The organism is Massilia norwichensis, from assembly GCF_024753245.1.
Lineage (GTDB): Bacteria > Pseudomonadota > Gammaproteobacteria > Burkholderiales > Burkholderiaceae_D > Telluria > Telluria norwichensis.
The window spans coordinates 68,780-91,605 of the sequence record NZ_JANUGX010000002.1; the positions used below are offsets into that span (position 1 = coordinate 68,780).

At 67.0% G+C, this 22,826-nt stretch carries 17 protein-coding genes; 7 read left to right on the forward strand and 10 right to left on the reverse strand.

The genetic code is table 11. The annotated features are described in order from the left end of the window. Positions 1–26: 26 nt before the first annotated feature. The 6 genes from NX782_RS02070 to NX782_RS02095 form a co-directional block, all read right to left on the reverse strand. On the reverse strand, positions 27–1,223 hold the full coding sequence (locus tag NX782_RS02070; protein ID WP_258843834.1) for an extracellular catalytic domain type 1 short-chain-length polyhydroxyalkanoate depolymerase: 1,197 nt from the start codon (positions 1,221–1,223) through the stop codon (positions 27–29). 10 nt (positions 1,224–1,233) lie between these two features. Further along, on the reverse strand, positions 1,234–1,650 hold the full coding sequence (locus NX782_RS02075; protein ID WP_258843835.1) for a ribbon-helix-helix domain-containing protein: 417 nt from the start codon (positions 1,648–1,650) through the stop codon (positions 1,234–1,236). 60 nt (positions 1,651–1,710) lie between these two features. After that, on the reverse strand, positions 1,711–3,012 hold the full coding sequence (locus tag NX782_RS02080) for an MFS transporter (RefSeq protein ID WP_258843836.1): 1,302 nt from the start codon (positions 3,010–3,012) through the stop codon (positions 1,711–1,713). Between the two features lie 2 nt (positions 3,013–3,014). Next, positions 3,015–5,522, reverse strand: a complete 2,508-nt coding sequence (locus NX782_RS02085) for a family 20 glycosylhydrolase (protein ID WP_258843837.1) — start codon at positions 5,520–5,522, stop codon at positions 3,015–3,017. A 2-nt stretch (positions 5,523–5,524) separates the two neighbouring features. Beyond that, complete coding sequence (locus tag NX782_RS02090) at positions 5,525–8,173, reverse strand: TonB-dependent receptor (protein ID WP_258843838.1); 2,649 nt, start codon at positions 8,171–8,173, stop codon at positions 5,525–5,527. Between the two features lie 245 nt (positions 8,174–8,418). After that, positions 8,419–8,826 carry a hypothetical protein gene (locus NX782_RS02095; protein ID WP_258843839.1) on the reverse strand — a complete coding sequence of 136 codons (408 nt, stop codon included), beginning with the start codon at positions 8,824–8,826 and terminating at the stop codon, positions 8,419–8,421. Positions 8,827–9,037: 211 nt separating this feature from the next. Between NX782_RS02095 and NX782_RS02100 the strand changes: the two genes are divergently transcribed. From NX782_RS02100 to uvsE, 3 genes are all read left to right on the forward strand, one after another. After that, entirely contained in the window at positions 9,038–10,240 is a 1,203-nt protein-coding gene (locus NX782_RS02100; protein WP_258843840.1) for an ABC transporter substrate-binding protein, read from the forward strand. Between the two features lie 2 nt (positions 10,241–10,242). After that, entirely contained in the window at positions 10,243–12,636 is a 2,394-nt protein-coding gene (locus NX782_RS02105; RefSeq protein ID WP_258843841.1) for a sensor histidine kinase, read from the forward strand. 164 nt (positions 12,637–12,800) lie between these two features. After that, positions 12,801–13,712 carry a UV DNA damage repair endonuclease UvsE gene (gene uvsE / locus NX782_RS02110; RefSeq protein WP_258843842.1) on the forward strand — a complete coding sequence of 304 codons (912 nt, stop codon included), beginning with the start codon at positions 12,801–12,803 and terminating at the stop codon, positions 13,710–13,712. A gap of 26 nt (positions 13,713–13,738) precedes the next feature. Here uvsE and NX782_RS02115 read toward each other — a convergent pair whose 3' ends face one another. From NX782_RS02115 to NX782_RS02130, 4 genes are read right to left on the reverse strand one after another with little or no spacing between them, the layout of a single operon-like run. Beyond that, positions 13,739–14,770, reverse strand: a complete 1,032-nt coding sequence (locus tag NX782_RS02115; RefSeq protein ID WP_258843843.1) for a glycosyltransferase family 2 protein — start codon at positions 14,768–14,770, stop codon at positions 13,739–13,741. A gap of 2 nt (positions 14,771–14,772) precedes the next feature. Then, the gene (locus NX782_RS02120) at positions 14,773–15,183 is read right to left on the reverse strand and encodes a GtrA family protein (protein ID WP_258843844.1); all 411 of its coding nucleotides are present in this window, start codon (positions 15,181–15,183) and stop codon (positions 14,773–14,775) included. Then, positions 15,144–15,905 (reverse strand): class I SAM-dependent methyltransferase, encoded by a 762-nt coding sequence (locus tag NX782_RS02125; protein ID WP_258843845.1) that lies wholly within the window; start codon positions 15,903–15,905, stop codon positions 15,144–15,146. Before NX782_RS02125 ends, NX782_RS02120 begins: the two co-directional genes overlap by 40 nt. Further along, positions 15,902–17,431, reverse strand: coding sequence for a hypothetical protein (locus NX782_RS02130; protein ID WP_258843846.1), 1,530 nt, complete (start codon positions 17,429–17,431; stop codon positions 15,902–15,904). The genes NX782_RS02125 and NX782_RS02130 overlap by 4 nt, the downstream gene beginning before the upstream one ends. 318 nt (positions 17,432–17,749) lie before the next feature. On the opposite strand from NX782_RS02130, the gene NX782_RS02135 reads away from it, so the two are divergent. The 4 genes from NX782_RS02135 to NX782_RS02150 all read left to right on the forward strand — a co-directional run bounded on the left by NX782_RS02135 (position 17,750) and on the right by NX782_RS02150 (position 22,815). Continuing rightward, positions 17,750–18,661: a bestrophin family protein gene (locus tag NX782_RS02135; RefSeq protein WP_258843847.1), complete on the forward strand. Its 912-nt coding sequence runs from the start codon at positions 17,750–17,752 to the stop codon at positions 18,659–18,661. Positions 18,662–18,680: 19 nt separating this feature from the next. Next, positions 18,681–20,186: a succinyl-CoA:acetate CoA-transferase ScpC gene (gene scpC, locus NX782_RS02140; protein WP_258843848.1), complete on the forward strand. Its 1,506-nt coding sequence runs from the start codon at positions 18,681–18,683 to the stop codon at positions 20,184–20,186. A 34-nt stretch (positions 20,187–20,220) separates the two neighbouring features. Beyond that, positions 20,221–21,147, forward strand: a complete 927-nt coding sequence (locus NX782_RS02145; RefSeq protein WP_258843849.1) for an alpha/beta fold hydrolase — start codon at positions 20,221–20,223, stop codon at positions 21,145–21,147. Between the two features lie 663 nt (positions 21,148–21,810). Further along, positions 21,811–22,815 (forward strand): catalase family protein, encoded by a 1,005-nt coding sequence (locus NX782_RS02150; protein ID WP_258843850.1) that lies wholly within the window; start codon positions 21,811–21,813, stop codon positions 22,813–22,815. Positions 22,816–22,826 lie beyond the last annotated feature (11 nt).

Here is a 22,826-nt window from a genome sequence, read left to right on the forward strand (position 1 = left end):
TTGTGTGAAGTCGCAAGGATAGCAAATCACTGCTGAAGGAAGAAGCGCAACATCTCGCGCGATGCATTCGGTCCGGATGATGTTGCGTACGAACCCGCCGTGCTGCCGCCCGACCAGGCGTGCCCGGCGCCGTGCAGCAGCCAGTGCTCGGCCACCACCTGTCCGCTGGCGTCGCGCGCCACGCTGCGGGTGTACCCGTTGCCATTTTCCGCGGTTTCCTTCACGCCTGCGGCCTGCGCGAACTGCCCGTAAACCGCATCGCCGTTCGACGGGTGGACGGTGGCATCGCGGTCGCCGTGGAACACGATGGTCGGCACCTTGCGCGCGCTGGCTGCCGCCGCCGGCTTCTTGCGGGCGCCCTTCATCGCGTTCAGCGCCGACATCAGATCGTGCGCGGCGCCGACCGGCAGGCCGGAGTGGACGCCGGCGGCGGCATACAGCTCGGGATAGCTGGCCGCCATCACCGCCGCCATGGCGCCGCCGGCCGACAGGCCTGCCACAAAGACGCGGTCGGCATCGCCGCCGTGCTCGCGCAGCACCTGCCGCGTCATGCCGGCGATCAGCGAAGGCTCGCCGGCGCCGCGCTGCTGGTGCGCGCCTTCGAACCAGTTCCAGCACTGCGAGTGGTTCGCATGGGCCGCCTGTTCCGGGTACAGCACCAGGCAGCCCTGCTCTTCGGCCAGCAGGTTCATCGTGGTGCCGGCCGCGAAGTCCACCGGATTCTGTTTGCAGCCATGCAGCATCACGAGCAGTGGACGCGGTCCGCTTGCCGGCTTGCGCGGCACATACAGACGGTAGTTGCGGGTGCCGGCCTCGTTGCTGAAGCTGCCCTCCAGGAACTGGCCCGGGCCGTGCGTGGTGGCGTCGATGGCCTTGCTGCCGGCCGCGCCTTGGCCCGGCAAATTCGACGTGAAGCGCGCGACCCAGTCCGGCATCGCCGTACCGGCGCCGGTATTGGTATCGGTGTTGGTGCCGTCGGGCTGCGCTGTCTGCCGGCGGAATTTTGCCGCCCAGGCCGGTGGCGGATTCAGGTCGACGAAGCTGGCGGCCTTGTCCTGCGCCGGGGCGGCGGGTCGTGCCGAGGCGGGCGATGCGGCACCGCCCATCAAGCCGGCCGCCGTCAAGGCTTCCTGGATGATCGCGGTGGCGGCCAGCGGGTCTTTGCCCTGGCTGGAACGGACTGCGCCGAGGATGTTCTCGACGAATTTTTCATAGGGTTTCATGACCGGCTCCTTAGGATTCGATGCGGTCTGCGAGCGCCGCCTTGACGGCGTTCGAGGCTAAAAAGGCGCCCAGCACGTGGATCGAGGCGATCGCCTCGCGTGCCAGTTCGGGGGTGACGTCGTCGTCGATGGAAGCCAGGCCGAGCACGTGGATTTCGAGCCGTTCGCCCTGGGCGACCGTCTTTTCCAGCTCGGCTTTCGTGTAGCGCTGCAAGCCCATCACGTAGCGCTTGCGGATCACGGTCTGGCGGATCGCCTCGCCGTGCAGCTCCAGCTGCTTGCGGATCGCCATGCGCACGAAGTCGGTGCGGTTGGTATAGAAGCCTTCTTCGACCAGCAGGTCCATCTGCGCGAGATCGACCAGGCCGAGGTTGATGGTCACCTTTTCGGTGTCCGGAAATTTGGGTTTGGCTTCGACAAGCTTCATATAAATACTCTCCTTATACTCCAGTTGGAGTATATACGGAGTATTTCAAGCCCTGCCTGCTTATTTTTCCGGTTCGAGCCGAACGAAGCGTGTCAGCAACAGTACCGGCAGCGCCGACAGCACCACCCACAGGAAGAAGTGTTGATAGCCAAGCGCCCGCTGGATGTCGCCGCTGACCACCTTGGACAGCACGAAGCCCAGCTGCATGAAGCCCGAGCCCAGCGCATAGTGGGCAGTCTGATAAGGTCCGGACGCGATCACCTGCATGATGAACAGGATCATGCCGACGAAGCCGAAGCCGTAGCCGAACATCTCGGCCGCCAGCGAGGCGGTGACCACGCCCAGCGATTCGGGCTGGGCCATGCTGAGGTAATAGAACACCAGGTTGGGCAGGTTCATCGCCAGGATCAGGAACACCATCGCACGCTTCAGACCCAGCCAGGACGTGAAATAGCCGCCCAGGATGCTGCCGACCAGGAAGGCGGCGGTGCCGGCGGTGCCGTAGATCGCGCCCACTTCCTGGGTCGACAGGCCCATGCCGCCGACGGCGCGCGCGTCGCGCAGGAACAGCGGGCCGATGGTCTGCACCTGGCCCTCGGCGGTGCGGAACAGCAGGATGAACAGGATGCCGAGCCAGATGCCCGGCTTGGCGAAGAAGGCGCGGATCACGTCGGCCAGCACATCGAGCGGAGCACGCGCGCCGGGCACCGCCCCCGATGCCGCCGGCTGCGGCCCGGGCAGCGCCCACAGGTGATACAGGCCGAGTCCCGCCATCAGCGCGCCCAGCAGCCCGAACACGGTGGACCAGGCCAGTTGCGCGCCGACGCGCTGTTCCAGGTAGCCGGCCAGGATCACCAGGCCGCCCAGCGACAGGAACTTGGCGCCGTTGAAGAAGGCACCCTGCCAGCCGGCGTAGGCCGCCTGCTGCCTGGCCGACAGGCTGGCGATGTACAGCCCGTCCGCGGCGATGTCGTGGGTGCTCGATGCCAGCGACACCACCGCCAGCAGCGCGATCGCCAGCGCGAACCAGGCCGGCAGCTGCAGGGCCAGCGCCAACGCGCCGAGCGCGATGCCGCCCGCGATCTGCAGCACCACGACGATGCGCTTCTTGCTGCGGAAGAGTTCTAGGAAGGGACTCCACAAGGCCTTGAAGACCCAGGCCAGGCCGAGCACGCCGGTCCAGCGCGCGATCTGCTCGTTGGGCACGCCCATGCTCTTGAACATCAGGCCCGCCACCAGCGCCACGCTGTAGAACGGCAGTCCCTGCGCCAGGTAGAGGCTGGGCACCCAGGCCAGCGGGTGGCGCATCCTGTTGACGTCAGGCCGATGCGGCGCCAGGTGTTGCGGGTCTGCCTTGTCCATATCTATGCGTGCGGCTCCAGGGCGATGGTGACGATACGGCTGCTGCGGCCGCGGGTGTCGAAGGTGGCGACCTTGCACAGCGCCGTCCCCGGCGGCACCGCCACCGGCTGCGTGTAGCGCGGGCTGGCAGGGGTCGGTACGCTGCCGTCCAGAGTGTAATGCAGCGCCAGGCCCGGCAGGGCGACATTCGCGTGGATGGTCCGGCCCTCGCACAGCACGCCCGGCGGCGGCAGGCGGTAGCCGTAAGCCAGCGGCGCGCGGTCCAGGCGCGGCAGCTCGCGCTGGCCGAGGCGGTTGGCGAACTCGTTCCAGTCGGCCTCAATCGCCTGCGCGCGCGCGGCCGGGTCGTCGATCCGGCACCAGCCGGGGTCGGGCGCCCAGGCCCGCTCCGCCAGCGCCAGCATGCGCGGCGCCGCCAGGTATTCGACGCGTTCGCGCGTGCGCGCATTCTCGCCCCACAACTGGCCCTGCAGGCCGAGGATGCGGGTGCGGCCCTCGGCGGACAGGCGCGTCATCGCCGCCAGCCGCTCGGGCGCAATAGCGTGCCCCATCGGATCGCTGGCGGCGCTGGCGATCATGTCCAGCGGGCAGAACACGAAGGCATGGCGGGTCTCGACGAAGCCGGCCCAATAGTAGCCCGGCTCCTGCGGGTCCTTGGCGTAGGCCAGGTCGAAATACAGGTTGGCGGCATTCGCCAGCACCACGTCGTAGCCGCCGTTCGCCAGGCGGTAGGCCACGTCCTCCTTGCCCGAACCCCAGGCATTGTTCCAGGCATACACCTGAAAGCCCGGGCCGTCGAAGGCGGGCCGCGGCAGCGGCAGCGGCGCGCCCTCGACCTTGCGGGTGTTCTCGTGCTGGGCCGGCGCGCAGCCTTCCGCAGTGGCGGCGCCGTGCTTCAGCGCCGTCTCTTCCCACCCGGCGAAGGCCAGGCCGTGCCGCGCCAGGATCGCGCGGCAGCGCTCGACGAAATCCGCGTGCAGCTGGCCGACATCGAGCCAGCCGCGCTCGCGCATCAGCGCACGGCAGACGGGCGAGCCGAGCCAGGCGCCCAGCGGTACCTCGTCGCCGCCGGTGTGCACGGCACGCAGCGGCACGCCGGCCTCGCGGTACAGCGCCGCCACATGGGCGACCACGGTGTCGAAGAAGCGGTCGACCGAGGGCAGCGCGATGCACATCACGTTGTCGCGCCACATCTGCACCGATTCGTAGCTTGAGGCATCGTCCGGGTCGCTCAGCAGATAGCGCTCGGCGCCCTCGATGTCGCCCTGCGCGCGCAGGCGCTCGTGACGCGCGCGCATCGCCAGCACGGCGGCGCGCGCATGGCCCGGCATGTTGAATTCCGGGACCACCTCGATGTGGCGCGCGTGCGCATACCGCAGGATGGCGATGAAGTCGGCCGCGTCGTAGTAGCCGGTGCCGGCCGAACGCTCGACGTCGGCGCCGGAACCGAAGGACGCCGGCAGCGCCGCGCCCTGCCCGGCCACGCCGCGTTTGGAGCCGATCGCGGTCAGCTCGGGCAGCGCATCGATCTGCAGGCGCCAGCCTTCGTCGTCGGTCAGGTGCAGGTGCAGCTTGTTCAGCTTATAGACGGCCATGCAGTCGAGCAGGCGCAGCACCGTCGCGGTGGACGAGAAGTGGCGTGCCACGTCCAGCATCATGCCGCGGTAGCCGAAGCGCGGCGCATCCAGCACCTGCCCGCAAGGCAGCGTGCCGTCGGGCGCCAGCAGCTGCGCCAGGGTCTGGATGCCGTTGAAGACGCCGTGGGCGCTGGCGCCGCGCAGGCGCAGCGCGGCCGGCCCGATCTCCAGCGCATAGGCTTCCGGCCCTTCGGCGTCGACCGCGCCGATCTCGAGCACGATGCGCGCTGCCTCCACGGCACCCGCGGCGTCCGGCAGCTCGGCCAGCAGCGCACGCAGAAAGGCCGCTTCCCCCGCCAGCGCGGGCCCGGCGACGATGTCGGCGGTGCCGGACAGGACGCAGCGCCCATCGCCGAAGACGGCATGCAGCGGCCGTGGCGTGATGCGCCCGACCTCCTCAATCGGCAGCAGGCGCAGCGCGGCATTCTCGCGGTAGCGCCGTGCCGCATCGAGGGACGGCAGCAGGTCGCGCGCATGGCGGTGCAGCTGCTCCGGGCGGGTGAACGGTTGGATCTCGGGGTCGCCGAGGTCGGTGACCTTGCCGTCCGCTTCGATCAGATAAAAACCGAGCGGCGCATCGGTCACGCTGATGGCCCAGAACTGGGCCACGTAGCCGATCTCGAAGGCCTCGCCGGGCTGCCAGTCCGCGCCGCTCGTCGAGCGCAGCCGGAACAGGTCGCCGTTCAGGTGGTCGATGCGCCAGCCGGCATCGACGCTGTCGGCCAGCACGCGGCGGCAGGTGTTGAAGTACAGCTGCCAGCCCGCCGCGATCGGCGCATCCGAGGCGTTGCGGAGTAACAGCCGGGCCGAGAAGGCTTCTTCGCCGACCAGGTTGGACAGGCACGCCCAGGCGATTTCCACGCGATGTGGCACGATCAGAGCTTGCCGCGCAGGCCGAGGTAGAAGGTGCGGCCGTTCGAATAGAAGGCGCGCGGGCGGTCCTTGTTCTCGGCGTACATCTTGATGGTCTCGTTGGTAAGATTGAGCGCATCGAAGGTCAGCGCCAGGTGCTCGGTCAGCTTGACGTTCACCGAGGCCGCCAGCGAGGGCATGCTGTCGACGTGCTGGCTGGCGCCGCGGTCCACGCCCGCCTTGTACGACGAGCGGTAGCTGTAGGCCAGGCGCGCGCTGAAGCGCTCGTTCTCGTAGAAGCCGGTCAGGTTCCAGGTGTTCTTCGAGGAGTTCAGCATCTCGCCGCCGTCATCCAGTTCGCCGTCGGCGTAGGTGTAGTTGGCGAGGAAGCCGAAGTTGTTCATCAGGGGCTGCTGCCAGCTCAACTCGACGCCCTTGTTCTTGGCGCCGGTGTTGTACGGCGAGGTGATCTGGTAATTGGTGAACACGCCGCGCTTGTTGTTGTAGTAGCTGCCGGTACTGGTGCCCTGGGCCACGATGGAGCCGAAGTCCATGTAGAACAGGCCGGCCGACAGCATCGCCTTCGGTGCGAAATACCATTCGGCCGAGAGGTCGAAGTTGGTCGAGCGCACCGGGTCGAGATTGACGTTGCCGCCGCTGCCGGACAGGGCGTCGTCGTTCAGCGATACCGAGCCGCCCAGCGCGCTGTAGTCGGGACGCGCCACGGTCTTGGCGATCGCGCCGCGCACCACCAGATCGGAGCGCACATCGAACTTCAGGTTCACGCTCGGCAGGTAGTCGCGGTAGGTGCGCTTGAAGGTGGTCGGGGTGTAGGGACCGAAGGCCGACCCAAGGATCGGCGCCGTGCCGCCGGGCAGGTTGACGATCGTGGTCTGGCGCGTCTCGACCGCACGCAGGCCGGCGTTACCGCTCCAGCCGTCGCCGCCGAATTCCGCCATGCCGTACAGGGCCGCGGTCTTTTCGCCGACCTGGAATTCGTCGAGCCAGTTGTGGCGCAAGGTGTAGTCGAGCAGGCGGTTGCCCGGCACCGCGCCCCAGGCGCCGAGGGCCGCGCCGTCGTACTTGAAGTAGCCGTTGAAAACGCTGCCGCCGAGGTCATTGCCGAAGTCCGACGGGTACATGCTGCCGTTCCACACCGGGCCCGGGTTGCTGAAGCCGTTCGGGCCGGGCCGCGTTTCGAGCGGGTGCTCGGCGGTGCGCTTGTGGTCCGTGAAGCGGGCGCCGAAGCGGATCGCGCTGGCCCAGGGATTGTCGTGCAGCCGGTACTCGCCGTCGATCTGCGCATACTTTTCCTGGTCGACCGATTGCGCCTCGCCGCCGCCGGCCCAGGCCGTAGTGCCGGGACGCGCCGGGTTGCCGCCTGGGTAGCTGACGCTGGCAGGGGTCAGGCCGTTCAGCGCGTAGACCATGCCGCCGTCGACGTTGTTCTGGTAGTAGACGTCGTCGCGGTCGTAGCCGATGCCGTGGGTCTTGCCGACGCGGCCCGTGAAGCTCAGGTCGTCGCTGGCGCGGAAACGCGCGTTCAGGTCGAGATACCAGGATTCGCCGCCGGCGTTCGGGCGGTAGATGTTGTCGACCTCGCCCGAGTTGCTGACGAAACCGGCGCCGACCAGGGTGTTATTGCGGATCACCGGGTTCTGCGGAATCAGGCCGCTGCTGTTGATCGAGTTGGCCGGCGCGGCCAGCCAGTTGGTGTTCTGGTGCGGCGCTTCCAGCTTCGAGTAGAAGCCGTTCAGGTCGATGCCGAAGTCGCGCGACGGCTTGGCCTCGATGTCGAAGGCGCCGCCTTCGCGCTTCTTCTTCTGTTCGAACAGCGCGGCGCCGATGAAGGTCGGCACCGCCACGCCGGCCAGCGCCGGATTGGCGATGGCGGCGGCGCTGCTCGCGCTGATCGGGGTATAGCCCAGCACTTCCTGGCCGTCGCGGCGCACGCTCTGCTTTTCCGAGAAGCCCTGCAGCAGCACGCCGACGTTGTTGGCCGGGTTCTTCCAGCTGACCAGCGCCGACACTTGCGGCTCGGTCTTCTTGGCGAGGTCGTTGTAGTTGGCCTGCACCGAAGCCTCGACCGTCAGCGCCTGCCTGAAGTCGAGCGGGCGGCGCGTGATCACGTTGATGGCGCCGGAGACGCCGCCTTCGACCAGGTCGGCGGTCGCGCTCTTCTGCACGACGATGGAGCCGACCAGTTCCGAGGGCAGCAGCGAGAAGGAGCTGGAGCGGCCGACGTTGCCGCCGATCTGGTTCAGCACGAACCAGTCGCCGGTGCTGATCGCGTGGCCGTTGAACAGGGTCTGCTGCAGGCTGGGGCTGGTGCCGCGCAGGCTGACGCGGTCGTTCTCGCCGAAGCCGCCCTCGCCGCCCGCCGACGACTGCGTGTTCACGCCGGGCAGGCGCTGGATCGCATCGGCGACGTTCTTGTCCGGCATCTTGCCGATGTCTTCGGCGGTCACGACTTCGACCACCGCATCGGCATTGCGCTTCTGGCGCAGCGACTGTTCGAGCGCGGCGCGCACGCCGGTCACGATCACCGTCTGCGCTTCGCCAGGACGGGTTTCCTGGGCCTGCGCCTGCGCCGCCATCCCCAGCACCAGTACCGATACTGCGCTCGCGATCGCGGTGCGTGCGATCGCCTTGCCTGCCTTCGACTCGTTCATGTCATCTCCCGAAAATGCGCCATCAAACTGTTCTTGGTATGGGCCGCATTGTGTCGTTGATTTCCTGGCCATGTTTGTCAAATCTTGCTATCGCGAAGTCGCGCGTCATTTTTTCGACACGCGGGTGCGCAGGCGGGATTCGGGGACAGGAAGAAGCGGGTGGCGCGCCGAGGCGCAGGGGTGAAGAGAGAACTTGGGTCCCCGCCTGCGCGGGGACGACGTACGAAACGACGGGGGCGGACGACTCAAGCCGCCGAGGCGCCGCCTTTATTGTTCGGCGGCGGGATGTCGCCGCTGCTGGCGTCGCCCCCGGTCAGGTTGGCACCCTGCCCGGTGCTGGTACCGACGCGCGCATCGTCGGCGCTGGCCGCTTCGCCGAGGCCGGTGCCGCCGGCCACCGCCGCGCCGGTGCCGGGGCTGAGCTGCTGGGCCTGGCCTGCGCCGGCGTCAGGGCCCTGCTGCGGCACGCCGCTGCCGCCGCGGTTGCCGGCGCCGGCCATCTGCGCACCGGCTGCGGCGTCGGTACCGCCGACCTTGCCCGCCACTTCGCTGCCGGTCTGGCCGGCTTCCGATTGCTGCTGCACCGGCTGGGCGCCGCCCGGCGCGGTGGTGTCGCTGCGCGACATGGAATCGTCCTTCTGCTGGTTTGCCATGGTCATCTCCTTTGCAGTGTTCGCAATGGCGACCATTCTGCCGAAAGCGGCGCCGACGGGGCGTTCCTTAGCTTTCAGAAAGCCGGCTTCAGCGTCGGCAGACGGTGGCGGCGTGGGTAAGTGAGCCGGGTAGCCTGGACAAGAAGAAAGCGGGCGCCAGGGGTAAAAAAGTTAAAATGGCACAAATCCATTGTTAATCGATTGCCGCCCAGTGACTCCCCGCTTCCTGTCCCGTTTCTCCCGCCGGCTGCGTTGCAGCCTTGCCTGCCTTGTCCTGTCGGGAGGCCTGGCGCAGGCGGCCGGACCGCAACCGGTACTGCTGGGGATCGACGGCGAATTCGGACTGGACAACAGTACCTCGGCCCAGGCGGTCGAGCTGGGCATGCGCAGCGCGATCGCCGAGATCAACGCGGGCGGCGGCGTGCTCGGCGGGCGGCCGCTCGAACTGGTGATCAAGGATCACCGCTCGATCCCGGCGCGCGGTATCCGCAACATCCAGGAATTCGCGCGCATGCCGGACCTGGTGGCGGTGTTCGGCGGCCGCTTCAGTCCCGTGATCATCGAAGAGCTGCCGGTCCTGCGTTCGACCAGGACCCTGTTCATGGCGGTCTGGTCCTCGGCCGATGGGATCGTCGACAACGAGATGCGGCCGAACTACGTCTACCGCCTGTCGCTGCGCGATTCGCTGGCGATGCCGAAGCTGATGCAGTCCGCGCACCGGCGCCGCCTGGACGACATCGGGCTGCTGCTGACCAACACCTCCTGGGGCCGCAGCAATGCCGAGGCGGCCCAACGCGCGGTGGACGCCAACCGCGGCATGCGCATCGTCGGCACCTCCTGGTACAACTGGCGCGATGCCTCGCTGATCGGCAAATACCAGCAGCTGCGCGCGGCCGGCGCCGAAGCCATCGTATTGGTCGCGAACGACGACGAAGCCGCGGTGCTGGTGCGCGAAGTGGCGGCACTGCCGAAAGCGGAGCGCATCCCGATCCTGAGCCACTGGGGCGTGACCGGCGGCGAGTTCGTCAAGCAGGCCGGGCCCGCGCTGCAGCAGGTCGACTTCACGGTCATCCAGACCTTCAGCTTCTGGAAGGCCGATCCGGCGCGCGTGCGGCGCTTCCTGGCCAGCGCCGCGAAAGTCTCGAACGTGCGGCGCATCGAAGACATCAAGGGACCGGTCGGTGCCGCCCATGCCTACGACCTGACCCACATCCTGGCGCAGGCGATCGAGCGCGCCGGCAGCACCGACCGCAAGCAGGTGCGCGATGCGCTCGAAAAGCTGCCGGCCTGGCGCGGTCTGGTCAAGAACTATGCGCCGCCCTTCACGCCCGCCCGTCATGAGGCGCTGGGCCCGAACGAGCTGCTGATGGCGCGCTACCGGAACGACGGCGTCCTGGTGCCGGCCCAGGAGTGAGCATGGCGCCGGCATCTCCTCCCGCCCGGCTGTCGCGGCGCTTCGCGATCGCCGCCGCGATCCTGACCGCGGCCGCCATGCTGCTGATCTCGATCGTCTCGCTGTGGCTGATCGACCGCCAGCGCGAGCACGCCAACGATTTGCTGCAGCAGCGCGAAGTCGCCTTCCATGCGCGCACCGTCGGCCACAACCTCGAAGCGCTCAGCACGCGCCTGGCGGATGTTGCCGCCAGTCCGATCCTGGCCAACGCCCTGGTCGACAGCGCCGGCAAGGAAACCTACCTGACGCCCTTCCTGCACGGCATGCGCCAGATGAACGGGATTCCGGTGCAGGTGCTGTTCACCGATTTCGAAGGCAAGGCGATCGCCGACAACGGTTCGGCCGGCTTCGGGCCGAAGGAAATCGCCTGGCTGCGCGAGCGCCTGGCCAGCGGCGTCGAGCGCCCGGCCCTGCACGACGGCGAACTGTTCGGGGTCTACCTGCTGCGCTACTCGCGCACCCGCACGCCCGAGGGCGCGCTGATGTACAAGGTGCGCCTGGCCGATCTGAAACCGGCGCCGTGGGCGGTGCTGGCACCTGCCGGCGCGCGCCCGGCCGCGGCGCACGAGATCGCCGCGCAGGTGCCGCTGCCGCCCGCCCTGGCCCACCTCGATCTGACGCTGCGCGAGGACGAGCGCAGGCTGGCGAACCCGCTCGAGGCGCCGGCGCCGCAATACCTGCTGATCGGCGCCATCACGGCCGCGCTGGCGCTGCTGGTGTTCCTGCTGGCCCAGCGCCTGGCGCAGGGCCTGACGCGCGACCTGCGCCGCCTGGAAACCTTCTCCGCCAGCCTGGGCGACGCCGGGGTCAAGCACCAGCGCGCGCCGCTGGCCGGCAGCCGCGAGGTGGTCAGCCTGGCCGGCGCCATCAACCGCATGCTGGACCGCCTGTACGAACAGCACGCGCACCTGGAGGCGGAGCGGCGCCGCTTCCACCAGCTGTCGAACAACATTCCGCAGCTGGTGTGGATGGCCGAGCCGGACGGCCGGATCGTCTGGTTCAACGACCGCTGGTATGAGTTCACCGGCACCGCGCCGGGCGAATTCTCGAACGACGACTGGCAGACGCTGCACGACCCGAACGTCCTGCCCGAGGTGATGCGGCGCTGGCGCGCAGCCGTCGCCGGCGGGGAGCCGGACCAGATGACCTTCCCGCTGCGCGATGCCGACGGCCGGTACCACAGCTTCTTCTGCGCGATCACGCCGCTGCGCGACGAGGGCGGGCGCATCATGCAATGGTTCGGCACCGCGACCGACGTCAGCCAGCTCGAACAGGCCGAGCGTGCGGTCCGCTACAGCGAGGAGCGCCTGCAGCAGGGCCTGGTCGCGGCACGCATGGCGGTGTGGGAGCGCGATCCTTTCAATGGCGAGGTCAGCTTCGCCGCCAACCTGCACAGCGTGTTCGGCAAGAGCTGGAGCAACGTCGACGAGCTGTGGGAGCTGGTGCATCCCGACGACCGCGAATCCATGCGCGAAACCGTCGACCGCGCCGTGCGCGAAGGCGGCGAGTACCGTGCCACGCCGCGCATCCACCGTGCCGACGACGGGCGCCTGATCTGGATCGACATCCGCGGCCGCCTGGGCCTGGCCGAGGATGGCCGTCGCACCGTGGTGCACGCGATCGCGATCGACATCACCGAACGCAAGCACGCCGAAGAAGCGCTGCAGCTGGCCGACCAGCGCAAGGATGAATTCCTGGCGATGCTGGCCCACGAGCTGCGCAATCCGCTGGCGCCGATCAGCAGCGCCGCCGACATGCTGCGCATCGCGTATTCGGGCGAACCGCGCGTGAAGCAGATCAGCGAGATCGTGGCGCGCCAGGTCGCCCACATGCGCCACCTGGTCGACGATTTGCTGGACGTCTCGCGGGTGACGCGCGGCCTGGTGACCATCATTCACAAGCCGGTCGACATGCGGCGCGTGGTGAGCGAAGCGGTCGAGCAGTCGCGGCCCCTGCTCGAGACGCGCCGCCACCGGTTCGAGGTGGCGCTGCCGGAACAGGCGCTGACGGTCGACGGCGACCACACGCGGCTGGTGCAGGTGGCCGCCAATCTGCTCAACAACGCCGCCAAATACACGCCCGAGGGCGGTCACATCCGGGTCGCGCTGGACGCGCACGAAGGCCAGGCGCGCCTGACGGTGCGCGACAACGGCACCGGTATCGGCCCCGATCTGCTGCCGGTGGTGTTCGACCTGTTCACCCAAGGCTCGCGCACCCTCGACCGCACCCAGGGCGGCCTCGGCCTCGGCCTGGCCCTGGTACGCAAACTGGTGGAACTGCACGGCGGCCAGGTCACGGCCAGCAGCCCCGGCCAGGGCCAGGGCAGCACCTTCACCGTCACCCTACCCCTGCTCTAAATCAAACCGGGGTCAGACACCAAATTTTGGAAATATCCTACGAGCTTTTTCCAAAAATCGGTGTCTGACCCCGGTTTTTGGAAATTGATTGCGGCGCGGAACTGGTTTGACGGTGCGGGCGATTCGCGGGAACATGGCCTGCCCATCAACGATTCTGGCGCACTATGTCTCCTGAGCTCGGCCTGGTCTGCATCACGGTATCGAAGGACGTCCGCTACCGCACCATCACCCGCAAGCGGCTGCTGGAGCATTCGGACGATGGCCAGCGCAAGCTGCTCGACGATATCTACCGCGACAACATCCAGACCCTGGACGGCGCCCTGCAGTACTGCAAGCGCGAAGGCATCCGCCTGTACCGCATGCCGTCCTCGATCTTCCCCTTCTTCGACGAAGACGTCGGCCGCGAGGTGATGCAGAAGCTGGCACCCAGCCTGGCCCGCACCGGCCAGCGCGCCACGGCGATGGGGCTGCGCCTGGTGATGCATCCGGACCAGTTCGTTGTGCTCAGCTCGGATTCGCCGGATGTGGTCGCCAACAGCATCAAGATCCTGCAGATGCACGCCGACATCATGGACCTGCTGCAGCAGCCGCGCTCGCCCTGGGCCGTGCTCGAGGTCCACGGCGGCAAGGCCAATCGCAGCGACGCCCTGGTCGAACGCATCCGCGCCCTGCCCGATGCGATCCGCACCCGCCTCTGCCTCGAGAACGACGAATATGCGTACAACGCCGAGCAGATCCACGATGTCTGCACCCGCGCGCAAGTGCCGATGGTGTTCGATGCCCACCACCATATCGTCAGCGAAAAGCTGTCCAGCTACGAAGACCCGAGCGTGGCCGCGATGCTGGCCAGGGCGCGCGACACCTGGCCGGAGCCGGCGCACCAGCTGGTCCACATCTCGAACGGCCGCGAAGACTTCAACGACCGCCAGCATGCCGACCTGATCACCGTGATGCCCACCGCTTACGCGCAGGCACCCTGGATCGAGATCGAGGCGAAGAACAAGGAAGAGGCGATTGCCGGGCTGCGCGGCTGGCAGCGCATCCAGGCCGGCGCGCCGCCGGCCATGCCCGGCTGAAGACGTGTTGCAAGCGCTCAGGTCGCTCAGGTGGTCTTGCTGAGGCGGCGCTCGAGCGCCGCATACTCGTCCCAGAACGGCGCTGCGAGGCGGAGGCTGTCGCGTGGCTGGCCGTCCTTCAGGAAATAGAGCGGCCGGCGCTTGCTCTCGTCAAACATGCGCGCCAGGTATTCGCCGATGATGCCGATGCTGAGCAGCTGCAGGCCGCCAAGAAAGGTCACCATTGCCAGCAGCGAGGGATAGCCGGGCGCCGGGCTGCCCAGGACCACCGTGCGCAGCACGATATACAGGCCATAAGCGAAGGCGCCGAGGGCGCTGCACAGGCCGACATAAGTGGCAATCTTGAGCGGCAGGCAGGTGAACGAGGTGATGCCTTCCAGTGCAAAATTCCACAGCTTCCAGTAATTCCACTTGGTGGCGCCGGCATGGCGCGGTGCGCGCCGGTACGGCACCGCCTTCTGCGGGAAGCCGATCCACGCGAACAGGCCCTTCATGAAGCGATGCTGCTCGCGCATCTGGCAGACCGCGCGCACCGCGCGCCTGCTGAGCAGGCGGAAATCGCCGGTATCTTCCGGAATGCGCACCCGGCTCAGTTTCTGCATCAGCCGGTAGAACAGGAATGCGGTGACTTTCTTGGTCACGCTTTCGCCGTCGCGGCAAGTCCGTTTCGCGTACACGACGTCATACCCGTCCAGCCAGTGCGCAACCAGTTCCGGAATCAGTTCCGGCGGATCCTGGAGATCGGCATCGATCACGACGACGGCATCGGCATCGGCATGGTCGAGGCCAGCGGTGAGCGCGATTTCCTTGCCAAAGTTGCGCGACAGGTCGACCAGCACCACGCGCGCATCATGCTCGGCCAGTTGTGCGATCGCCTCGAGCGTGCCATCGGTGCTGCCGTCGTTGACGTAGATGACCTGGGTGCGCAAGCCCAGGCTGTCGAGCACGGCCGCAAGGCGGCAGTGGAAATCGGCCAGCACTTCCTGCTCGTTGAACACCGGGACCACGACCGACAGGCTGTGGGGCGCCTGCATCTCTTTTTGTTCACCGAGCAGCATCTTCAGGTCCTCCGCGAGAATATCAACAACGTACCGATGAAATTACATGCCACCACCACGACCAGCGCCAGTGTCTGGGCCAGCAGGTAATGCCAGCCGAAGCGCAGGCAGGTGTCCATGACCATGCCGTTGAGCACCGCACCCCACCCTGCCATCAGCGCAAAGCGTGGAAGCGCCTGGCGATGCGGTGCGCAACTGGAAAAGGTCCAACTGCGATGCAACAGGTAATTCTCGAGCACGACCACGGCAAAGGCGAACGTACTTGCCGGCAGCACCGGCACGCCACCCAGTTCCACCATGCTCCACAGCAGCGCGTAGTACACGGCGCTGCCGATCAGGCCGACGACGGCGAAGCGCAGCGGCACCGAAGCCGCTAGCGCACGCTGCCGTGGGCCACGTAATACTGGGTCCATAGCAGGTGGCTGCCGATGCCGCGGCCGAGCTTGTCCGCCAGCCGCTGCAGGAACTGCTGACCGCGCTCGCCGCCGAACTCGGCGATGAGCGGCAGGTACAGACCGGAGCGGTGCTGCTCGACAATCTGGAAGCCGGCGCCCTGCAGCTGCCGGCGCACGGTGCGCGCCGTCATCAGGTTGATGTGACCGGTCTCGATCACCGGTTCGCGGTAGACGCGCCGCACCAGCTGGATCACGCCGGGCAGGAACGCAATCTTCGCCGCCAGCTCGAGCGGGCTGTAACGCTGCGGCGTCGACAGCACCAGCACGCCGCCGGGCTTCAGCAGGCGCTGCATGCCGCGCAGCGCGGCCGGCGAATGCCGTATGTGTTCGATGACTTCGGTGCACAGGATCAGGTCGAAGGACTGCGCCGGCAGCGACGAGGCGCAGATGTCGTCGCATACCAGTTCGAGGTTCGGGAGGGTCTGGCGCAGCCGGTCGGCGTGGCGCAGGTAGGCCGTTTCGATATCCACCGCGACCACGCGCTCGAACAGCCCGGCGAGCACCGGCAGGTACACGCCGCAACCCGGTCCCACTTCGAGCGCCTGCCCGCCGCACTGCGCATGCCGCCGCAGCGCGGCGACGATCCAGTCGCGCCGCATGCAGTGCAGCCAGCGCCGGGTCGGATTGCCGGAGCGGTACAGGACTTCCTGCAGGGCCACCAGTTCGGAGGGAGACGTCATGCGGCCTCCCTGGCCTTCTGCGCCGGCGGATCGCGCTGCAGCACGGCGTAATACTTGTCGCGGTAGACCTCGCGGAAACCTGCGCTCGCCAGCAACAGCTGGCGGATCGGGGCGTCGAGCGGCAGCACCGCCAGGTGGGCGCCAAAACGCTCGAACTTCGGCTGCCAGTCGTCCGCGCCGCCATAGACCCGCATGTAGTCCTCGATGAAGCGGTCGCCGTAGAGGTCGGCGCGGCCGTCGATCGCAACCCTGGCGTGCGGCGCCAGCCGGTAGATCAGGTACCCGCCGTCGCCGTAAGCGTTGAACAGCTTGCCGCCCAGGCCGCGCGCGGCGATGAAGTCGGCCGCCCCCACGATCTTGACGTCGGGAACCGCCGCCTTCGCTTCCTGCCGCACACCCTGCACATAGGCCGGCAGGCACAAGGCGATGACGCAGGCCATCAGCCAGTTGAGCAGGAACTCGCCCTTGCCCAGTTCCCTGCCGATGCCGCGACGCGCCATGTACCAGCACACGAGCGCCGAGCCGCGCACGCGGGCGCCGATGTCAGCGAATGGCGAACGCGCCAGCGCCAGCGCGGTGAACGGCACCAGCACCAGCACCGCGAGCGGCATATGGCGGACAGCAATACAACCATTGAATGCGAAAAACAGCGGCAAGGCCAGTTCGGTCAGGTCCGGCTTGCGCGCCGCGTAGACATTGGCAATGAGGAGCAAGAGCATCAGCGCGAGGTAGGCTTTCGCTGGGAACCAGTGGAAATCCGGGCTCTGCCATTCCTGGATCACAGCGTTAACCGTCATCCCCAGCACCTGGAACGGGTACAGCCAGCGCTCGAACATGCCCGGGTTGGCCAGGCTGGCCAGCACGACCAGGCAGGCCGCCTGTGTGAGGCGCAACAGCCGGCGCTTGTGCGCCGGGTCGCGCACCGGCTGGGCCAACCACCCCAGCCACTCGCAGACGGCGAACAAGACCAGCAGCGCGATTCCAATCGCATAGCCGGCATGGCCATTGACCCACACCACCATCACGAGCGGCAAGGCGAACAGGGGACGAATCTTGCCCGCGTATTTGAACGCCAGCAGCGCCGCCAGATAGAGCGCGAAGCACAGGTAGGTGAGCATCTGCGGGCGCGGCGCCAGGCTGCTGATCAGCACGGGCGCGGCAATCAGCACCGGAATCCACGCCAATCCGTCCGATGCGGACAGCCGTTTCGCCATCGCGAACACCAGCCCCAGCGCGGCGAGTCCCAGCATGACCACCAGCGTCTTGACGCCGATATCGCCGGCGGCGGCAAAGACCAGGTACAACAGCACTTCGAACAACCACTCGTGCAGTACCCATGCTTGTCCGGCCCGCGTAAACGAAAAAACGTCGCCGGCAGGCAATGCGCCGTGGGCCACGATGTATTCGCCGGTTTTCAGATGCCAGAAATAGTCGGGATCGCTAAGCAGCATCACTGCCACCAACAAGATGAATGCCGCGAAATAAACCAGGTTGGTCTTGCTGAGTTTCAGCAGTCTAGTCAGCATGGCAATGAAGGCTCAAAGTTTCCTTGCGGATAAAAATTGTGCGATATCGCCGCCGCCATGGTCATGACTTGCGGCAACAATCTACCGCGCATGCTGCACTGCGCCATTCAATGCACGCATGGCCGTCATCAGGAATGAGAATTAGGCATTTCCGCGTCGCAAGTTCAGAATGAAGGAAGCCTTGGCCCAAGCGAGCGCAGAGTCTTTGCGTGCCTGGCGCACAATGGCAGCACCGACATCAGCCGTTCCGGGTTCCATCATGCCGAGTTACAAAGTTTCCGATTTACTTCTGCCACTGAGGCACACGGCGGACGAGGCATGATCGTCCGCGACCGCCCTTCTCCCCTGCGCCTGTTCTTGATAATGCGGGGCTCGGTCCTGCCCAACATCTGGAAAAGCCTGCTTGGCACCACCCTATTGGCGGTGCTCGTCACCTGGAGCCACGGCGCAATCTGGGGTCACAAATTCACGATCGGCACCATTCCCTTCACGCTGATCGGCCTGCCCCTCGCGATCTTCCTGGGCTTTCGTAATAACGCCGCCTACGACCGCTACTGGGAAGGTCGCAAGCAATGGGGCGAACTGGTCCTGCGCAGCCGCAACCTGGCGCGCCAGTGCCTGACGCTGGTCGATGAAAGCCCGCTGCGCATCCGCATGATCCGGCGCGGCATCGCCGTCGCGCATGCGCTGCGCCACCGCCTGCGCGGCAGCGATCCCGCGCGCGACGTGATGCCCTGGGTCGAGCCCGACGAATGGGAGCGCCTGCACCAGCTGCCCAACCTGCCGTACGCGCTGATGCTGGCGATGGGCGAAGACCTTAGCGTGCTAAGACACGAAGGCCGTATCGATCCCTGCATCGTCCCGGCCATCGACGGCAACCTGTCGGCGATCACCGGTGTGGCCGCCTCCTGCGAGCGCATCCGCAGTACCCCCACGCCCTTTTCCTACACCCTGCTGCTGCACCGCACCGCCTACCTGTATTGCTGGCTGCTGCCCTTCGGCCTGGTCGACGCGATCGGCGACCTGACCCCGGCGGTGACGCTGCTGGTCGCCTACACCTTCTTCGGCCTGGACGCCCTCGGCGACGAAATCGAGGAGCCCTTCGGCACCTCCGACCACGACCTGCCGCTCGAAGCCATGTGCCGCACCATCGAGATCGACCTGCGCATGGCGCTCGGCGACACCGATCTTCCCCCGCCCCTGCTGCCGGTCGATTACCGGCTCAATTAGATCGTCTGGAAACAAAGCCATGAAGACTGAATACCTGGATCGCATCCGCTGCGAGCGGCTGCGCAATCGCGTCACCGGTGCTGCCGAAGCGGCAAGCTGGATCAAGGACGGCATGACCGTCGGCATGAGCGGTTTCACCCGCGCCGGCGACGTCAAACTGGTCCCCGCCGCGCTGGCCGAACGCGCCCGCCGCGAGCCGCTCAAGATCACGCTGCTGACCGGCGCCTCGCTCGGCAACGACACCGACAAGCTGCTCACCGAAGCAGGCGCACTGGCGCGCCGCATGCCCTTCCAGGTCGACCCGGTGCTGCGCGCCGCCATCAACCGCGGCGAGGTGATGTACATCGACCAGCACCTGTCCGAGACCGTCGAACAGCTGCGCAGCCGCCACATCAAGCCGGTCGACGTGGCGGTGGTCGAAGCGGTGGCGATCACGGAGTCCGGCGCGATCGTGCCCACCACCTCGGTCGGCAACAGCGCCAGCTTCGCGATCCTGGCCGACAAAGTCATCGTCGAGATCAACCTGGCGCACACCACCGGCCTGGAAGGCCTGCACGACATCTGGATTCCGAAAAAGCGCCCGCTGCGCGAGCCGATTCCGGTGATGTCGGTCGAGCAGCGCGCCGGCACGCCCGCCATCGAGATCCCGCCCGAGAAGATCGTCGCGATCGTGATCACCGACCAGCCGGACAGCACCTCCTCGGTGCTGCCGCCGGACGAGGAAACCGCCGCCATCGCCGGCCACCTGGTGCGCTTCTTCGAGGACGAGATCCTCAAGGGCCGCCTGACCAGCAGCCTGCTGCCGCTGCAGGCCGGCATCGGCAGCATCGCCAACGCGGTGCTGGCCGGCTTCGTCCACAGCCCCTTCCATCACCTGACGATGTATTCGGAGGTACTGCAGGACTCGACCTTCGACCTGTTCGACGCCGGCAAGCTGGAATTCGCATCCGGCTCCTCGATCACCTTGTCGCCGGAACGCAGCGCGCAGGTATTCCGCGATTTCGACCGCTACCGCGACCGACTGGTGCTGCGTCCGCAGGAAGTGTCGAACCATCCGGAAGTGATCCGGCGCCTCGGCATCATCGCGATCAACACCGCGCTCGAAGCCGACATCTACGGCAACATCAATTCGACCCACGTCGGCGGCACCCACATGATGAACGGCATCGGCGGCTCGGGCGACTTCGCGCGCAACGCCTACCTGTCGGTGTTCGCCACCAAGGCCACGGCCAAGGGCGGCAAAGTCTCCTCGATCGTGCCGATGGTCTCGCATGTCGACCACACCGAGCACGACGTCGACATCGTCGTCACCGAACTGGGCCTGGCCGACCTGCGCGGCCTGGCCCCGCGCGAGCGTGCCGAGGTCATCATCGACCGCTGCACCGCCGAACCTTATAAGACCATGCTGCGCGAGTACGTGGCGGAGGCGCAGCAGCGCGGCGGCCAGACCCCGCATGTGCTGGAAAAGGCATTCGCCTGGCATCAGCGCTACCGCGAGACCGGCTCCATGCTCGCCGGCGATTGACGCGGCGCAGCGGTCTGGTGTGCAATATGCAATCATGACCGCATTCCGCAAAATCCTCCTTGCCCTCGGCGGCGCCCTCGTCCTCACCCTCGCCGCGATTCCGCTGGCGCGCAACCTGGAGCAGGGCCCGCTCGACGCTTCCGCGCGGCGCCAGGCGCCCGGCCAGTTCGTGACGCTGTCGCATGGCATCGTCCACGTGCGCATCGAGGGCCCCGAGCAGGGCCGCCCAGTGGTGCTGGTGCATGGCTTTTCGGTGCCGAACTACGTGTTCGACAAGACCAGCGCCGACCTGGCGGCGAGCGGTTTCCGCACGATCCGTTTCGACCTGTATGGGCGCGGCTGGAGCGACCGCCCGGACGTCGTCTACGACCGCGAGCTGTTCGCCAACCAGCTGCTGGAGCTGATGGACACGCTGCAGCTGCCCAGGGCCGACCTGCTCGGCCTGTCGATGGGGGGCGCCATCGTCGGCCGTTTCACCGCCGAGCATCCGGACCGGGTGCGCAGCCTGGTGCTGGTGGCGCCGCTCAACCAGCCGCAGGACATCAGCGTGATGGCCTGGCCGGGCGTGGGCGAGTGGCTGATGCGTTCCTGGTACCTGCCGAAGCTGGCCGGCAGCCAGCTCGAAGACTTCCCGCATCCCGAACGCGTGCCCGGCTGGGCCGAGCGCTTTCAGCCGCAGATGCGCTACGACGGTTTTGGCCGCGCGATTCTATCGAGCATGCGACATGTGATCACGGCATCTTCGCTGCCGGATTTCGAAAAGGTCGGCAAGGCCGGGCTGCCGGTGCTGCTGGTCTGGGGCGAGGCGGACAAGACCGTGCCGTTTGCCCAGCATGCCGCGGTCCAGCGCGCGATCCCGCAGGCGCAGTTCTTTTCGCTGCCGGCGACCGGGCACCTGCCGGTGGTCGAGGAGCCGGAGCTGACCGATCCGCAGATTGCGGCTTTCCTCGGCAGGCACTGAGACCGGTCCCTGCTGCCAGCCAGGTTCGGGCAATCTTGCGGGGCACCTTGATCAGCTCATCTTCGGCAAATAGCGCGCACATGCGGTGAAAGCCGTCGGCAATGATCAAGGATGCGCCATCTTTCTGACGCACGAGCAGGATGGGGCCGAGCGCCTCGCCGTCGCGGATTTGCTGTTGCTGGCGGCCCCAGTCAAAGGCGGCGACTTCCGACATCGGCGTGCGCGAGGCACGCAAGATATCTTTGGCCGGGTATTCCGACATCGGTGCGGCGCGCAATTTCCGTAACAGCTTGCGGCATTTACGTGGCTTGAACAGCAAGCTCAAATACCTTTCCGCGGAAACGTAGTCGTTGTCGATGGGGGTGCTCAGCCAATTGATCTTGGGTTGTTCCATGGTCTATGTTTGTCAAAAAACGCCTGGCTAATCTACTCCATCGTTGGCCTTGTGCGCGCTCCCTTGGGCTCAGGCAGTTACAGCGTCAAGCAGCACGATAGAGCGTGCTCTCGGTTGCAGCGCAACAAATTATCTCTTAACATACCCCTTAATGATGCTTTTAATGCAACTTTTTGAGGGGTATTGCTTTGCGTCCTGTTCCCTACGCGTCAGATGTCGAAACAGTTTCTGAAGACGAGGCGCGCCTTACCGGTGAGATCGTCGCACAGATGGCGGCCACCAACCGCTGCGCTTTCGAGCGTCACCGCCACGCAATCCGCGACGCCCATGCCAAGTCGAATGGACTTCTGGTTGGCGAACTGGAGGTGCATGCGGATCTGCCGCCCGAGCTGCGCCAAGGGATCTTCGCCGAGGCGCGCACTTACCACGTTGTCGCGCGCCTGTCCTCGGCGCCCGGCGACATCCACTCCGACAAGATCCCGGCGCCACGTGGCTTCGCGCTCAAGGTGATGGGCGTGGAGGGCGAGCGCCTGTCGCCCGACATCGCCGGCGCCAACCAGGATTTCCTGATGGTGAACTTCCCGGTGCTCGCCTTCGGCACCATCCCCAAGTACAAGCAGATGCTGGCACTGCTCGAAGCCAACGCACATGCGCCGGATACCTTCCAACGGCTGGTGGCCGGCACCGCGCGCGGCGCGAAAGAGCTGGTGCAGGCGCTGGGCATGGAACCGGGCGCCACGCTCGAAGGCCTGGCCCGCGACAACCACCATCCGCTCGGCGAGACTTACCACACGCAGGCGGCGATCCGCTTCGGCGACTACATTGCCAAGCTCGCGCTCGCGCCCAGGTCCGCAGAGGTGCGCGCGCTGGCCGGCCAGCCGCTGAGCGAGGTGCACGACGCCTGCATGCGCGACGCCGTCAGCGCCTTCTTTGCCGAACATGGCGCCGAATACGAACTGTCGGCGCAGCTGTGCGTTGACCTGGCGGCGATGCCGGTCGAGGACGCCGCCGTACGGTGGAGCGAGGAGCGCTCCCCGCACCGCCCCATCGCCACGCTGCGCTTCCCCCCACAGCCCACTGCGACGCCGCAGCGCCAGGTGTATGGCGACGACATCCTTTCCTTCAACCCCTGGAACGGCATCCAGGCGCACCGGCCGCTGGGCGGCATCATGCGCATCCGGCGTGCAGCCTACGAGCGTTCGAGCGCGTATCGCCATGCGATGAACGCGCGACCACGCACGGAGCCATCACAGCCTTCCGATATCCCAGACTGAGGAACCCGAAC